Origin of the sequence: Mycoplasma leachii PG50 (genome assembly GCF_000183365.1) — a bacterium.
GTDB classification, from domain to species: domain Bacteria; phylum Bacillota_I; class Bacilli_A; order Mycoplasmatales; family Mycoplasmataceae; genus Mycoplasma; species Mycoplasma leachii.
This window is the reverse complement of sequence record NC_014751.1, coordinates 60547-75128: the sequence shown is the minus strand read 5'-3', so window position 1 is coordinate 75128 and position 14582 is coordinate 60547. Positions and strand designations below refer to the sequence as shown.

Sequence of the window (14582 nt, the reverse complement as noted above, 5' to 3'; positions counted from 1 at the left end):
ATAAAAGTTTTTTTATAAACATTTCTAAAAGGACTAAAAAAATAATAAACAAGAAAATTACTTTTAAAATTGATGAAGATCACTTTGAAAGAATAAAAGAAAGGGGAAACGAATTTGGAATGACTATGGGTGGTTATGTTCGTTATCTTGTTCTTAAGAGTTCTAAATTCCACCAAAACTAGAAAAGTAAATAATTAAAATGGAAATTAAATCAAAATATTTTAAAAATAATGAACTTTTAGATTTAATTCAATTTACTTGAACTCCTCCAATTGATACTGAAATTAATAAAAAAGTTTCTTTAATTGATGAAAACTTAGATAATTTTCCAATTAATAAACAAAATGAATTTACTTATCAACTAAGTCAATTATCAAAAAAAATGAATTTTGATTCTTTAGATTTAAATGATTTATTTTTAGAAAACTTAATTTCTAAAGATTTCAACTTTGAATCTCTTGCTAGTGTTAATAGATTTTATGAAGTTCTAGTTGATAAACAAGAAATAGATGAATTAAATTCAATAGCAAAAGAAAACAATTGAACAACGTTTGAAGCATTTATTAATAATTTAAATTTTCAACAGGTTAAAGATTTATTAGATTCTTATGAAAGAGATATTAAAATATCTGGTTTAAGGTCAAATAAACGTCTACCATTTAAATTAATCGATGAACTTTTAAATTTAAATGAAACAGATTTTGTAATTTTAATGCCATCTAATTTTTCAATTCTAAAGTTTGCTAAAACTCATAAAAAATCTATTTATTCATTTGATGATGTTTTAATTTTTTATAAAGAATTTGTTTTAAAAGAAATTTTAAAAATCAAAAATTTATCAAGTTAAAAATGAAGTGACAAGATAGCATTTCAAAAGAATGATGTGTGATTTCTTATCCTGGTGAAAGTGAACATTTAGATTGAAAAGAACGTTTATTTAAACTGCCAATTGTTATTAAACTAGCAACAATTATTCACGATAATGATTTAGATGATAAAGGAAACATTAAAAAGTTACATAGACATTCAATACTTTGTTTTACTAAACCAATTAACTATTTAACAGCAAAACTAATTATTAAACAGATATTTAACATTGAACTAATTCAACCAGTTTATTCAATAGTTAAGTATTATCAATATTTTACTCATTCCAATCAACCTAATAAATTTCAATATGATTCATCAAAAATTGAACATTTAAATGGATTTAATATTTTAGATTATCAATAACTAAATTTAATAAAAAGATATATCAAAGTATATCTGAATATATACCTTAATATATTTCAAAACATAGAAAGGAATAAAAAAACAATAATTTATGAAGCAAATATTTAAAAAAGAATTAAGTACTAAAACAAGTAATTGAATATTTAAAATTATAGTTTTTATCTTATATATTCTTCTTATTTCTGCAATTGTTAACCTAAAAGTTATTAAAAATTCTCCTGCTTATGAAATTAGTTTAATTTTTATTTATTCAAGTTCTGCTGCAATTATTTTGGTTTCATTTGTGACATTATTGTTATTTTTAATTCCTAATAAATCAAGAAAAACTAAAATTAAAAAATCTGAAATTGAAATTTTACAAGTTAATAAAGATGAGTAAAAACTAAAGAACTAACTAAAATGTATGTCAAGTTATACACCTTGATATACCTATAGAAAGGATATTAATTATGAGTTTTAACTTTGATGATTATATTAAATTAAAACTACTTGGAAAAACCACAAAGAGAGTTTTAGATTTAATTGACGAATCTGAAAATGATAACAAAAAAGAACCAAAATCTACTTTGGATCATATTTTAGAAGATATTTTATAGTATGCAGAATTGAGTTTTATTATTGGATTTCTTGTTGTTGTTTTAGTCGGTTTATTTTGCTAATTAGAGGATAAAAAATTTATGAAATCTCAAACAAAGAAAAAATTCGATTTTAATTATCTTTTTTTTCTTTGAATCTTATTGATTATCATTATAATAATAATTTTTGCTACTGTTAAGAAAGATGTAATTGATCTATTTTTAAAAACATTTGCTGTTGGATTAATTATTAACCTCTTTTTGTTTGTTTCCTCTTGGTTGTATTCGCTCGACTAACAAATAAACATTAGTTTAAATAGGAAAAAATATTATGAAAAATTGAGTTTCTCCATCTAAAAAAGATGTTATGTCTATCATTTGAATAATCAAAAAATACAACCTTTTAACTTATCAAGATTTACTAAAAACAACAAGAACCTTGCAAAATACCTATTACTATAACGTTGCTATAAATTACCCAAAACTTTGTATCAATTTAATTGATAAAAATAAACCAAAAAAACAAAAATAAAAAAAACGAAAGGAAAAAATAATTATGAACTTTGTAAATTTAATCGGACAACTTAAAAATGACGCTGAAATAGTTTTTATTTCAAATGATGAACAAACAAAAGTTTATTCATTTTTACTACAAGTACCAAAAAAAGACAATAGAGAAAAATTCGAAGTTTTAGAAATTACTGCTAATTCAAATGCAGTTGATGATGAGTTTTTATTACACGAAGGAGCAGTTCTTGGAATTGAAGGACATCTTGTATCAGTTCCATCAACAGACTGACCAGGAAAAACTTATACAAAAATTATTGCAAATAGAATTTTATATTTAAACTAACAAAAACATATATAGGTATATCAAGTTATACACCTTGATATACCTAGAAAGGATAGATCTATGAAAAACTATAAAAAAATTCTAATTCACAATAATAAAGGTGGAGTTGGAAAAACACTTATTACTGCCAATTTAGCAGTTTATTTAGCAAAACAAAATAAAAAGGTTTTATTAATTGATTTTGACCGCCAACGCTCTTTAACCCATTTTTTTACAGATTCAAAACAAGAAGAGTCATTTAAGATTTTTAATAAAAATGAAACAGTTGAAATTTTACAAACAGACATTGAAAATATTTGAATTGTTCCAGGTGATTCTAAAATAGAACCTCTTATTCCGTTTATGCAAATGGACGCTTGTTTAAGAAAATTTGAAAATGATAATTTCAGTCATTTTGATTATATTTTCTTTGATTTGCACTCAGCATTAACTAATACAACAACTTTATCTTATAAGAATGCTGATTCAATCATTTTTATTACTGATACATCTTTAAATTCTGCTTCTATTCTTACAGATTTTGTTCCAGATTGAAAATATACAGTCACAGAATCTGGATTAGAAAATAATATTAAAGCAGTTATTTTAAATAGATTTCAACCAACTCAACAAGCTTTAGAAACTTTAGAATTACTAAAAAGAAAAGTGCCTGATTATTTATTAAATACAACTATTCCAAATCAAGCTAATATTTCAAAATCAATTTTATCAGGTCAAAAATGAATGTTTGAATTAGCTTCAACTAAAGAAACGTGAACTAATTTAATTAATGAATTAACTGAAAGGGGAGCAATATAATGCCAAAAAGTATTTTAGGAAGTGATTATTCTAATCACGGTGTTTCATATAAACAATCAAGTTCAAAAAGAGTTTGTATAACAATTAGTAAACAAACTAAATTATTAGAAGAAGAATACAAAAATATTTTAGGTACTCCACCTAATAGATCACAAATTTATTCTAATTATTTAAAAACATTAATTAATAAATTAAAAAATGGTGTTGAATAAGTAATCAAGGTATATCAAAGTGTATAACTTGATATACCTTTTTTTTAAAAAAACTTATTTGTTTAATGAAAGTAGGTAAAAAAATTATGGAACAACTAATTAATCATAGTTATGAACAATTACCAAAAAACTATGTACAAAAACCTGTTTTAACTAACATAACTATTCCAAAAACTATAAAATCTTTAATCTTTTTTACAAAAGTTAAATATAAATTAATTAACTTACTTTCTTTTTGAACTTGTTTTTTACTAAGTTTGTTTTTAATAAATAAATATACTCACTTTTTAACAAAACTAATTAATAAAATAGGTTTTAGTATTCAAACAGATTATTTAAACAAATATATTAAATTTATCTCTAATCTTTCTTTAGAATGAATTATTACAGCTATTGTTATAAGCTTTTTAGTTTTAGTTTTTTATATGATAAATTCTTATCAATTTAAAATCCAAATTAAAAGATATCAAAAAGAAATATTAATTAACCAAAATCCTGATTTTTTACCATTCTTTATTATTAAAAAATATAAAAGTTTAATTCAAAAACCTTATTATGTTAATTATTTATGTTCTTCTGCTTATATTTTAATTGCTACTTCATTAGTGATTTATACATTTTATCTAATCTCACTTTGATTTAGAAATACTCAAGAACATATTCTAATAGTATTTAAATCTAATGTAATTGGATATTGAATAGGTTTAATAGTTCTTATTATAGTAGTTAGTTATCACATTTTTGCTTTATTATCAGTTAAGTTATTAAAAGGAAATTTTGAAAGTACTTATAATAGAAGTTTATTAAGTGAAGAAGAAATTTTAAAACTTAAAAAAACAGCAAACCGTAGATCATTAATTGTTTTAATAATTACTATAGCTATCTCATTATCATTAATTTTCTTCTTTATTTTGTTCTTTAAAATTGAAAGAAGAAAAGTTAATTTCTTTGCTAGATTTAAAAAATAAAGGTATATCAAAATGTATCAAAATATATAACTTGATATACCTTTTTTTGAATCATTTATAAAATCCAAATAATAGAAAGGAAACAAATTTATGTCAAATTATATGATTTATGATATTCAACCAGTTTTAACTTCATCTGCAAAATTAGTTGTTCAAGAATTAAATAAAAATTGTTCTTGGATAATTAATAATTTTGAAAATTATACTGACATAAATGATGAATTAGAAAAAGAATTTGAAAAACTAAATTCAACTTTTATTTAATGAAAAAATTTAACTAACAGGTTTTTTAATGAAGAAGTTTTTGATTTTAATAATTCAAATTCTTTAGGACAACTTTATGAACAAATAATTGAAAAACTAGATTTTTTAAGTAGATATATATTTAATATTTATGATTTAACATTTCTTCAATCAAGTTGACCTGAACCAGATCTTTTTGCTTATAATAAAACAAATTTATTTTCACCAAACAATTGAAAATTTAGTGATGAGTTAAGACACTTAATTTTTTGTCTTACTTATTTAAAAAGTTTACCTGATTTTTTTGAAAATAATAACTTATTTTATTTAGATGAATTGTATGAAAAAATTTCAGATAGTTTATCTCGTCATCAACTTGAAACAGAATATAAGGATTTATTGTCAGAAGCAATTAAACTATTTAAACAAATTGAAAATAAAGTCCCAGATGATTATGAAGTACTATTTGTTAATAAAAAAAATGATAGTTTTGATTATCACACTTCATTTAATGATGTTTTAAATTGATATAAATTAAAATTTTTAGACCATATTTTAACTAACTTTGATGAAGTTAAAATATTTGATTTAATAACAAAAAATGATTAACCATTTATTTACAAGATATATCACAATATATACTTTGCTATATTGTTTTTGCTATATTGTAATATATAAAAATACTTACTAACTATAATGATTAACCTGTATAACTTAATATTCAAAAATATATAAAAGGAGTAAAAATAAATGACAGAAGAAGAAATTGTATATGCTGAACGATTTGTTTTATCAGCAGCTATGATGAATGAGACTAAAATTGATGACATTATTTCAAGATTAAAAGAATATCATTTTTTATTACCTTTACACAAAGCAATATATAAAGCTACAAGAGATTTAAAAATTAGAAAAAAACCAACTGGCCCAATTGCTGTTATTAATTATTTATATGATAATAAATTATTAACTAAAGAGAGTGAAGAAATTGATATTTATACAATGTGTGCTGAGTATTTTACTGATGAAAACTTAAATACTTTTATTGATATTCTGGTTCAAGATAGTAATAAAAGAAGATTAAGTGAAATTGGTAAAGATTTAATCAAACAATGTGATATTAGTAATACAGATATTCAACAAATACTAGAAAATACTCAAGCTAAACTAATTAATATTGAACAAGACTCAAAAGTGTATAGTATAAAAAATGCAAGTGAAATATCTAAACATTATTTACATAAATTAACAGAATTATCTAGTTCTAATCAAAATTGTATGGGTATTCCATCTGGATTTAATTCTTTAGATAATTTAACTTCAGGATGACAAAATTCAGATTTAATTATTTTAGCTGCAAGACCAAGTATGGGTAAGACTGCCTTTGCTTTAAATTTAGCTTTAAATGCTGCTTTTAAAGAACATAAAGTTGCTTTATTTTCATTAGAAATGTCAAGTGAACAACTAATTGCTAGATTACTTTCTAGAATTAGTAAAGTTGATTCATCAGCGTTTAAAAATCCAAAAATTCTGAATACAGATTCTTGAAATAAACTATTCAGTTTATCTGAAAAACTTAATAATATTTATATTGATGATTCAGCATTATTAACTACTCAACAAATTAGAACTAGATTATATAAATTAAAAAAAGAACAAAACATTGAATTATGTATCATAGATTATTTACAATTAATTAAAGCGGTCGAAAATAAAGACAGACAAAATGAAATCAGTGAAATTTCAAGACAATTAAAACAAATTGCAAGAGAATTTGATATTCCAATTATTTGTTTATCACAATTAAGTAGACGAGTTGAAACTAGAGAAGACAAACGTCCTATGTTATCTGATTTAAGAGATTCTGGAGCAATAGAACAAGACGCTGATATTGTAACTTTTTTATATAGAAAAAGTTATTATGATAAAAATGAAAATTCTAATAAAAAGTTACAAACTGAACCAACTGAACTAATTATTGCAAAACATAGAAATGGTGCTACTGGAACAATTACACTTAATTTTGAAAAACAATATGGGATCTTTACTAATCCAACATTTTAGTAGTTAACTTAGATAAAAGACATATTTAAAATGACTATAAAATATGTTAAAATTAATTTAACATCGGAAAATTAATTAATTTTTTCAAGTCTTTTAACAGAATTGAAACCATATCAAAAAACGTTATTTTTAGATAATGTTTTTTGTTTTACACAAGCAACCACTTAGGTTGCTTTTTTTCATTTTATCTAAATCCTTACAAATCAAATGATAACGAATAAACAAAAGAGAAATACTTATGAAAAAATGTACACATAAAAACAAAAATGTTTTACCTAGTGGAAAAACACTTTCTTGTGAAGATTGTATGGAACACGACTTGAAAATAATATTAAACATATTAGCAGAAGCTGACAAATAATTAAAGGAGAATAAAATGCAAAAATTTAATAAATTAACAAAACCCAGTAAAAATATTTCTACAATAGCAAAAATTAAAGAAGTTAAAATTTCAACAACTTCATCGGATAAAGAATTTTTATCAATTACTTTATTTGATAGAACAAAAACTTTACAAGCTAAATTATGAAATTGCAAAGAAATTGATAAAGAAAAAATTACACCAAATTCTTATATTTTAATTTCATCAGGAGATTTAGATGAATATCAATCAAAAATCCAACTTATTGTAAAAAAATATCAAATTATAAACGAAAATGAATTATTTAAATATGATTTATCAATTGATGATTTCACTAAAACAAGCATTTTAGATACAAACAAAGAATACAATTATTTAATTTCACTTATAAATGAAGTTGAAAATAAAGTTTATAGAGAAATTACTTTGAATTTACTTAAAAAATATGAACAAGATTTTTTAAATTATCCAGGCGGATTAAGAATTCATCACAATTTAAATGGTGGTTTATTTTGACACAGTTACACACTTGTAAAAAACGCCTTAGCTTTAAAATCAAACTATCAATATACATCAACTGATTGAGATTTATTAATGTGTGGAGCTATATTACACGATATAGGTAAAGTTATTGAAATTTCAGATGTTAATGGTAGTGATTATAGTTTACAAGGTAAGTTATTAGGACATATTTCTATAGGAAATACTGAAGTTAATAAAATAGCTGAACAACTTGGTTTTACAAATAAAGATGATGAAAAATATGTTACTTTACTTCAACATATGATATTAGCAAGTCACGGTAAAAATGAGTTTGGTTCTCCTGTTGAACCAAAGACTCTTGAAGCACATATTCTATCTGTTTTAGATGATTTAGACGCAAAGATTTTTGGAATCAATGATGAATTAAATCAAGTTGATAAAGAACAATGAACTCAAAAAAACTTTTTCATTGATAATAAGTCATTCTACAAACATAAATAGGTATAAATCTTATATAACATATATACCTTATATATCCACAAACCAGAAAGGATTTAATTATATGAACAATCCAAAACCTTACAAAAAAGCAATCTACAACTCAAACTTAACCGAATGTTTAGAAATTGGATATTTTACAAATGAAGCTGGCGAAATTCAAATTGAACCATTTAATCCAACAACTAAAAAAGTGCCATCTTCCTTACCAAAACAAATCACAATCTTAAAATGTGCATTTAAAGATAATGAAAATGAATCTATTGATGGAATTCAATATTGAGATATTTCAAAAGTAACTAATATATCATCTATGTTTTCTAATGCTTACACCTTCAACCAACCAATAGGCAAATGAGACACTTCTAAAGTAAAAAATATGAGTGCTATGTTTTTTCAAGCAAGCAATTTCAACCAAGATATTTCAATGTGAAACACCTCAAACATTGAAAATATGAGTCATATGTTTTATGCAGCTGATAAATTTAATCAACCCATCGGCAACTGAGATACATCAAATGTAATAAATATGTCAAGAATGTTTTATGAAGCAAAAAACTTTAACCAACCCATTAATAATTGAGATACATCAAATGTAAAATATATGGATTTTATGTTTTCTAATGCTTACACCTTCAACCAACCAATTGGTAACTGAAATACATCAAATGTAACTAATATGTGCGGAATGTTTTTCGGTGCTACTTCTTTTAATCAAGATATATCAAAATGAGATGTTTCTAATGTAACTAATATGGAATATATGTTTTATGGAGCAGAAAATTTCAATCAAGATTTATCAAACTGAAATACTTCTAATGTCTGAAAATGAAGCCAACGTATCAATGTTTCTAATACAAATTGAAAAAAACAATATTGACCTAAATTTAGCAAAACAACTAGCTAAAAGATATATCAAGTTATACACCTTGATATACCTAGAAAGGATACAAATGATTGAATATTTATTAGGACTAAAAATTACAAAAGAACTTTATAAACTTTTTGATGACGACGATGATAATGATGACTTTACTCAAGATATAGATGATTTTGACGAAGATTTTGATGACACTGACCAAACATATATAGATGATGAAATGAGTCTAACTAGAACAGATGACACTGAAGAAGTTAAAGAAATGTCTGATAGAAAAGAAGCTATTTATAATGCTGATAAAACTGAATGTTTAGAAATTGGATATTTTGTTAACTCTAAAAGTGAAATTCAAATCCAACATATGCCGATAACCATTAAAAAAGTACCTAGTGCTTTACCAAAAGAAATCACAAGTTTAAAATTTGCATTTAAAGATAATGAAAACGAATTTATTGACGGAATTCAATATTGAGATACCTCAAATGTAAATAATATGTGAGGATTATTTCTAGGTGCATCAAATTTTAACCAAGATATCTCAATGTGAAACACATCAAATGTTACTGATATGGGTGCTATGTTTAATGGTGCAAAATCATTCAACCAACCAATAGGTAACTGAAACACATCAAATGTAAGAGATATGAGTTATATGTTTTTTTATGCTAAAGAATTTAATCAAAATTTAAATTCTTGAAATACATCAAATGTAAGAGATATGTCAGCAATGTTTTTTGAAGCTAGTTCATTTAATCAAGATTTGTCTAAATGAGATATATCTAATGTAAAAAATTTTAACTATTCCAACTCCTTTACCTTATCCAAATTTAAACATAAAAAGCTTCCAAAATTTAATAAATAAGGCATATCAAAATATACATTTTTATATACTTCAACAAAAAAAGTATTCAACTAATAATGAATAACTAAAACAAATATAATTATTACAAATACTAAAAATCAATATTAATAGAAAGGATATTTATGAAACTTAAAAAAACTGTGTGAATTCCTTTAGTTTCTGTTCCTATTTTACTAACAGCTATAATAATTCCACCTGTAGTTATTTATAAAAACAAACAAAAAGTTTCTAAACCAACTGACAATAAAAAACCCATTTCTGATAAACAACCAAAAAAACCTACTCCACAACCAATAAAGCCAATTGATGAGTTAAAACCTATAATTGACCCAAACATAACCACTTTAAATAAGCAATTAAAAGAGGTTTCTAATTCTTTAAACTCTACACTTTCTAATAAAAAATATAAGAATTTAGAAAAACTTCAATCTGAAATATCTGCACATTTAACTAACAATAATAATTCTTTTAATAATATCTCTTTTGAAATAACTAATAAATCTAGTTTATTAGAACGTGGTAGAAATCAAACTGTTAATCTTAATTTAAAAGCAACTGGACTTAATAACAAATCTTCATCTTTATCAACAACTTTAAATAATGTTTCTTTAGGTATTTTAGATATTGATGAAATTATTTCAAGAAAAAAGATGTGAGTCGAAATTGAAGAACTTGAAAGTTTTAAAAACAACACTTATCCTGACAAAGTAAAAGAAGACTTCTTTTACTTATTAAAGAAAAATAATTATGATAATCTTGATGAATCTATTTTTAATAAAGATTCTTATACTTATGATTTTAGTGAAACTAAAGTAAAGTATGTATATAAAAACGAAACAGTAACTGGTGAGGGTTTAAATAAAAAAACCACTATAACATATAAATTTTCTGATATGGATTCCAAACAAAGCTGATATGAAACCAAGATGAAAATCAAAAAAAATCATACAAAAAATGATTTTGTAGATTGAAATAATAAAGATGAACTAGAACTTACTTTATATGCATTTATTCCTACACTTTTTAAAATAGATTTATATTACTCTTATGGAGACTATGAAAATGATGGTCAATTCATTTTAATTGATAAAGACGGTGATGAAAAAAGAGTTAATAAAAAAGCGCTTTTAGTTGACGACGATTCATATGATGAATATGATTATGAGAAATGAAAAAAGCAAGGTTGAAAAGTAGAAGAAATTATTGCTTGAAATGGTATTTTTAAACATGATCGATTACCATATACAATTAAAAGATTTCCTAAATTAAAACCTAGTTATTGAAAATAATGTTAAATAACTATTATTTAAAAATTAGTTTCAAATTTTAAATCATCTTGACTAAATTTCTCTTAAAAAGACTAATTATTTATGTTAAAATTAATTTAACATCGAAAAATTAATTAATTTTTTCAAGTCTTTTAACAGAATTGAAACCATATCAAAAAACGTTATTTTAGATAATGTTTTTTGTTTTACACAAGCAACCACTTAGGTTGCTTTTTTCGTTTTTTCTAAATCCTTACAAATCAAAGCTTAAAAAAAGCTTATAGAAAGGATAATAAAAATGTTTAAAAAGATAGGCGATTTTATAGATACAACAAGACGTATTTTTGAAAATTTACCAAATTTTCTATTATGATGTCTTCTACTCCCACTTTTAGCTATCCCAGCAGGATTAGCTGTTATAGTTGATTTTTTTGGTAGAGATTTAATAAAGCTTCTAATTTTTGGTGGCGATGATTTTAGTGTAAGTAAACTTCCACAAGCATTTAAAACAATCGCAATTATAGCAGCTGCTATTGCTATTATTTCATTTATCTTCTTTTTTGTTTTTTTAATAGCAAAAGAAGATTCCAGAAAACACATCAAACAAACAGTTAAAGGAATAGTTATAGCGACATTATTTGTTTCTACAATGCCAATAGCTTTCTTTTTACTACAATATGTTGTTTCAATCTTTTTTGATTTAATTAAACTTGCATTTGGATTAGAAAATCAATCAGCTTCACAAACAATAATTGAAAATATCTTAAAAACAGGTCTTAAGAAATCTAATTTTCCTTATGATGTTCAAAACATTTCACTAAATATGAAAATAAAAGTTTTTTTAAATTGAGTTGAAGATGTTAATCCAATTTTTCCATTAATAACAACTGTTTTAGTAACTTGAACTTATATTCAATTTTCAATTGCAATTATGCAAAAATCAATGGAATTATTTACTTTATTTATTACTTCTCCAATTTATGGAATTTCAGCAGTTTTTGATGGTCAAAAAATCTTTAAAAAATATATTAGAGAAAAAATCATTGGAAAATCGTTTGCTGTTCTAGGCTTAATGTTTATTTGAAATGTTTCATTCTTATTTTTAAATTATTTTACAAATAGATTATTAGATCCAATAGTTGCTGCTATTACTTCAAGTGGAAAAGCAGGACATATTTCAAACTTTGGTGAAAGTATTATCAAAAGTCTTGTAACTTTAGTTGGAATTGTTTCTTCAGCAACGTTTGTTTCAAAAGGAGCTAATCTTTTAGGTGATTTAACTGGTGAATCAATTAGTGTTTCATCACCAGCTGCAGCATTAAAACTTGCTGGAAAAATTACTACAGCTGGAATTGGTGCTGGAATTTCTAAATTTAAAAATAAAAAGAATAATACATCATCAAATCCAACTGATACATCTGAAATTTCAAGTTCTTCAATAACAAATAATAATTCTACTGCAGCAGTTAAACAATCAATTTCTGATAAAGTTGCAAAGTCAAAACTACCAAGTAGAAACTCTGGTGTAATTTTAAAAGGAGAAAGTTCAATAGCAGCTGTAAATCAAAAAAGAATCAATAATTCAAAAAATTCTGCTGAATTAGCTAGATCAAATTTCTTTGAAGATAAAATTCAACCAGCAAAAATTGATAAAATCAAAACCCCATCAAAAGCTTATAGTCAAGCTCAACAACTAGCTAAAGCTAATAATGTTGATTTATCAACAATTACTGGGTCTGGACAAAATGGAAGAATTTTAAAATCAGATGTACAAAATGCTATAAATAACCAAAAAACAGTTAAAACACTTACTACACCAAATTCATTTAATAATAATTCTGATGATAAAACATTCTTTGACAAACTTACTAAAGGTGATTCTAATAATTCTATAGTTGATAAATTACAAGCAAAAGAAGGAAAAGTTAATAAAAAACAACCAACTAAAAATAATGATGAAGAAATTGAAAAGAAAAAATCAACTCTTGAAAAATTCAAAGAAAATTACAAAAAACTTAGTGAAAAAGAAGATAAAAAACTTATGCTTCAAGAATTAAAAAAATTAAACAAATCAATTGAAAAATTTGCAAAACAATTAAATAAATCTAAAGTTATACCAAAAGATTCTGACAAGATTAGTAAAACTAAATCATTTAAATTATTTGACTTTAATAAATTTAATAAAACAAAACCTAGTTTTGAAGTTAAAGAACCTAATTTATCATTACAAAATAACCAAAAACCTTTTAAAGTAAATATCTTTAAAAAAGACATTGAATTAAAAGAAAAACAAGATTTATTTAAGAAAAAAGATAAGGAAGTGAAAAAATAATGAGATCAAAAGCAATGTTTCCTGAACGCTTAAGAAACGTTAAATTTTATATATGAAAATCACTTACTTTACTAGATACTTTATACATTAGTTTTTGTATTGCTCTAGGTTTTGTTTTATATAAAACATTAACAATTATTCCATTATGAAATTATCGTTTAATACCAGGAATATTTGTTCCACTAATATTATTAGTTTTCATTCTACCAGTAAATTTCAAAAAACCTGAAATCAGAGTTTATCATCAAGCTAAATGATTAATTCTATTTATAATTACTCCAAAAAGATTTAAAAAAGTATTTAAAAAAGAAACTGAATCTAAAATAACTAATCATTCAAAAGTTTTTAAAATTACTTCTAATAAAAAAAATAATTTATTAAAAGCAAATTTAGTTAATGAAGATTTAATAAAAGAAACCGAACAATTAAATCAAATGATTAAAGAACAAATTAAAAATATAAAAAAAAAAAAAAAATACATTCTAAAAAAATTACTAATTAAACATTTATTTAAAGGTATATCAAGATATACACCTAAATATACCCATAGAAAGGAATATATGAACAACATTTTAAGTTTTATTAAAAACAAAAAAGAACATTTGTTGAATAAAAAATCAGATGATATTAAAAATCAACAAGATTTTAAAGATAAACACAACTTTTTAAATAAAAAAAGTTAAAGAATTACAAGCTGAATTAGAACTAAAAGAAGCTAGAATAACTAATTTAACTAGTCAAAATCAAATACTAGATTCAATTATTATTAAGTTAGATAATAGAATTCTATTTTTAGAAAATGATATTGATCAACTTAAAAAAGAAAATCACGATTTAGAACAACAATTATACTCAAACAAAATATTATTAAACAATTTTAAAGTTCATATTAATCAATTAGTTAAAGAAAATTTAAATCTAGTTGAAATTATTAATAACTCAAAACAAATTA

19 protein-coding genes are annotated in these 14582 nt (G+C 23.1%); all 19 read left to right on the top strand.

The genetic code is table 4. The features are described 5' to 3' along the window. Nucleotides 1-199: 199 nt before the first annotated feature. Nucleotides 200-847 carry a hypothetical protein gene (locus MSB_RS00340; protein ID WP_013447391.1) on the top strand — a complete coding sequence of 216 codons (648 nt, stop codon included), beginning with the start codon at nucleotides 200-202 and terminating at the stop codon, nucleotides 845-847. A 2-nt stretch (nucleotides 848-849) separates the two neighbouring features. Continuing rightward, complete coding sequence (locus MSB_RS00335; protein ID WP_013447390.1) at nucleotides 850-1233, top strand: Rep family protein; 384 nt, start codon at nucleotides 850-852, stop codon at nucleotides 1231-1233. Between the two features lie 91 nt (nucleotides 1234-1324). Continuing rightward, nucleotides 1325-1612 (top strand): hypothetical protein, encoded by a 288-nt coding sequence (locus tag MSB_RS00330; RefSeq protein ID WP_013447389.1) that lies wholly within the window; start codon nucleotides 1325-1327, stop codon nucleotides 1610-1612. Nucleotides 1613-1682: 70 nt separating this feature from the next. Beyond that, nucleotides 1683-1829, top strand: a complete 147-nt coding sequence (locus tag MSB_RS04965; RefSeq protein ID WP_013447388.1) for a hypothetical protein — start codon at nucleotides 1683-1685, stop codon at nucleotides 1827-1829. Nucleotides 1830-2139: 310 nt separating this feature from the next. Further along, complete coding sequence (locus tag MSB_RS00325; protein WP_013447387.1) at nucleotides 2140-2340, top strand: hypothetical protein; 201 nt, start codon at nucleotides 2140-2142, stop codon at nucleotides 2338-2340. Nucleotides 2341-2364: 24 nt separating this feature from the next. Further along, nucleotides 2365-2661, top strand: a complete 297-nt coding sequence (locus MSB_RS00320) for a single-stranded DNA-binding protein (RefSeq protein ID WP_013447386.1) — start codon at nucleotides 2365-2367, stop codon at nucleotides 2659-2661. A 60-nt stretch (nucleotides 2662-2721) separates the two neighbouring features. Continuing rightward, on the top strand, nucleotides 2722-3459 hold the full coding sequence (locus MSB_RS00315) for a ParA family protein (RefSeq protein WP_013447385.1): 738 nt from the start codon (nucleotides 2722-2724) through the stop codon (nucleotides 3457-3459). Then, nucleotides 3459-3671 carry a hypothetical protein gene (locus MSB_RS00310; RefSeq protein WP_013447384.1) on the top strand — a complete coding sequence of 71 codons (213 nt, stop codon included), beginning with the start codon at nucleotides 3459-3461 and terminating at the stop codon, nucleotides 3669-3671. The genes MSB_RS00315 and MSB_RS00310 overlap by 1 nt, the downstream gene beginning before the upstream one ends. 65 nt (nucleotides 3672-3736) lie before the next feature. Beyond that, a complete protein-coding gene (locus tag MSB_RS00305; RefSeq protein WP_238523224.1) occupies nucleotides 3737-4639 on the top strand; it encodes an MSC_0882 family membrane protein in 903 nt (300 codons plus the stop codon). A gap of 90 nt (nucleotides 4640-4729) precedes the next feature. Next, complete coding sequence (locus tag MSB_RS05050) at nucleotides 4730-4903, top strand: hypothetical protein (protein ID WP_013447382.1); 174 nt, start codon at nucleotides 4730-4732, stop codon at nucleotides 4901-4903. Between the two features lie 315 nt (nucleotides 4904-5218). Continuing rightward, nucleotides 5219-5491, top strand: coding sequence for a hypothetical protein (locus MSB_RS04895; protein ID WP_162465527.1), 273 nt, complete (start codon nucleotides 5219-5221; stop codon nucleotides 5489-5491). A 141-nt stretch (nucleotides 5492-5632) separates the two neighbouring features. After that, the gene (gene dnaB / locus MSB_RS00295) at nucleotides 5633-6946 is read left to right on the top strand and encodes a replicative DNA helicase (RefSeq protein ID WP_013447381.1); all 1314 of its coding nucleotides are present in this window, start codon (nucleotides 5633-5635) and stop codon (nucleotides 6944-6946) included. Nucleotides 6947-7184: 238 nt separating this feature from the next. Further along, a complete protein-coding gene (locus tag MSB_RS05335) occupies nucleotides 7185-7307 on the top strand; it encodes a hypothetical protein (RefSeq protein ID WP_013447380.1) in 123 nt (40 codons plus the stop codon). A 15-nt stretch (nucleotides 7308-7322) separates the two neighbouring features. Further along, the gene (locus MSB_RS00290) at nucleotides 7323-8291 is read left to right on the top strand and encodes a 3'-5' exoribonuclease YhaM family protein (RefSeq protein WP_013447379.1); all 969 of its coding nucleotides are present in this window, start codon (nucleotides 7323-7325) and stop codon (nucleotides 8289-8291) included. Nucleotides 8292-8352: 61 nt separating this feature from the next. Continuing rightward, nucleotides 8353-9195, top strand: a complete 843-nt coding sequence (locus tag MSB_RS00285; protein WP_013447378.1) for a BspA family leucine-rich repeat surface protein — start codon at nucleotides 8353-8355, stop codon at nucleotides 9193-9195. A gap of 46 nt (nucleotides 9196-9241) precedes the next feature. Then, nucleotides 9242-10030: a BspA family leucine-rich repeat surface protein gene (locus MSB_RS00280; RefSeq protein WP_013447377.1), complete on the top strand. Its 789-nt coding sequence runs from the start codon at nucleotides 9242-9244 to the stop codon at nucleotides 10028-10030. Nucleotides 10031-10152: 122 nt separating this feature from the next. Then, nucleotides 10153-11319, top strand: coding sequence for a hypothetical protein (locus tag MSB_RS00275; RefSeq protein ID WP_013447376.1), 1167 nt, complete (start codon nucleotides 10153-10155; stop codon nucleotides 11317-11319). 277 nt (nucleotides 11320-11596) lie between these two features. Continuing rightward, nucleotides 11597-13630, top strand: coding sequence for an Mbov_0396 family ICE element transmembrane protein (locus MSB_RS05045; RefSeq protein ID WP_013447375.1), 2034 nt, complete (start codon nucleotides 11597-11599; stop codon nucleotides 13628-13630). Further along, on the top strand, nucleotides 13630-14313 hold the full coding sequence (locus MSB_RS00265; protein WP_013447374.1) for a hypothetical protein: 684 nt from the start codon (nucleotides 13630-13632) through the stop codon (nucleotides 14311-14313). Before MSB_RS05045 ends, MSB_RS00265 begins: the two co-directional genes overlap by 1 nt. Nucleotides 14314-14582: the final 269 nt, after the last annotated feature.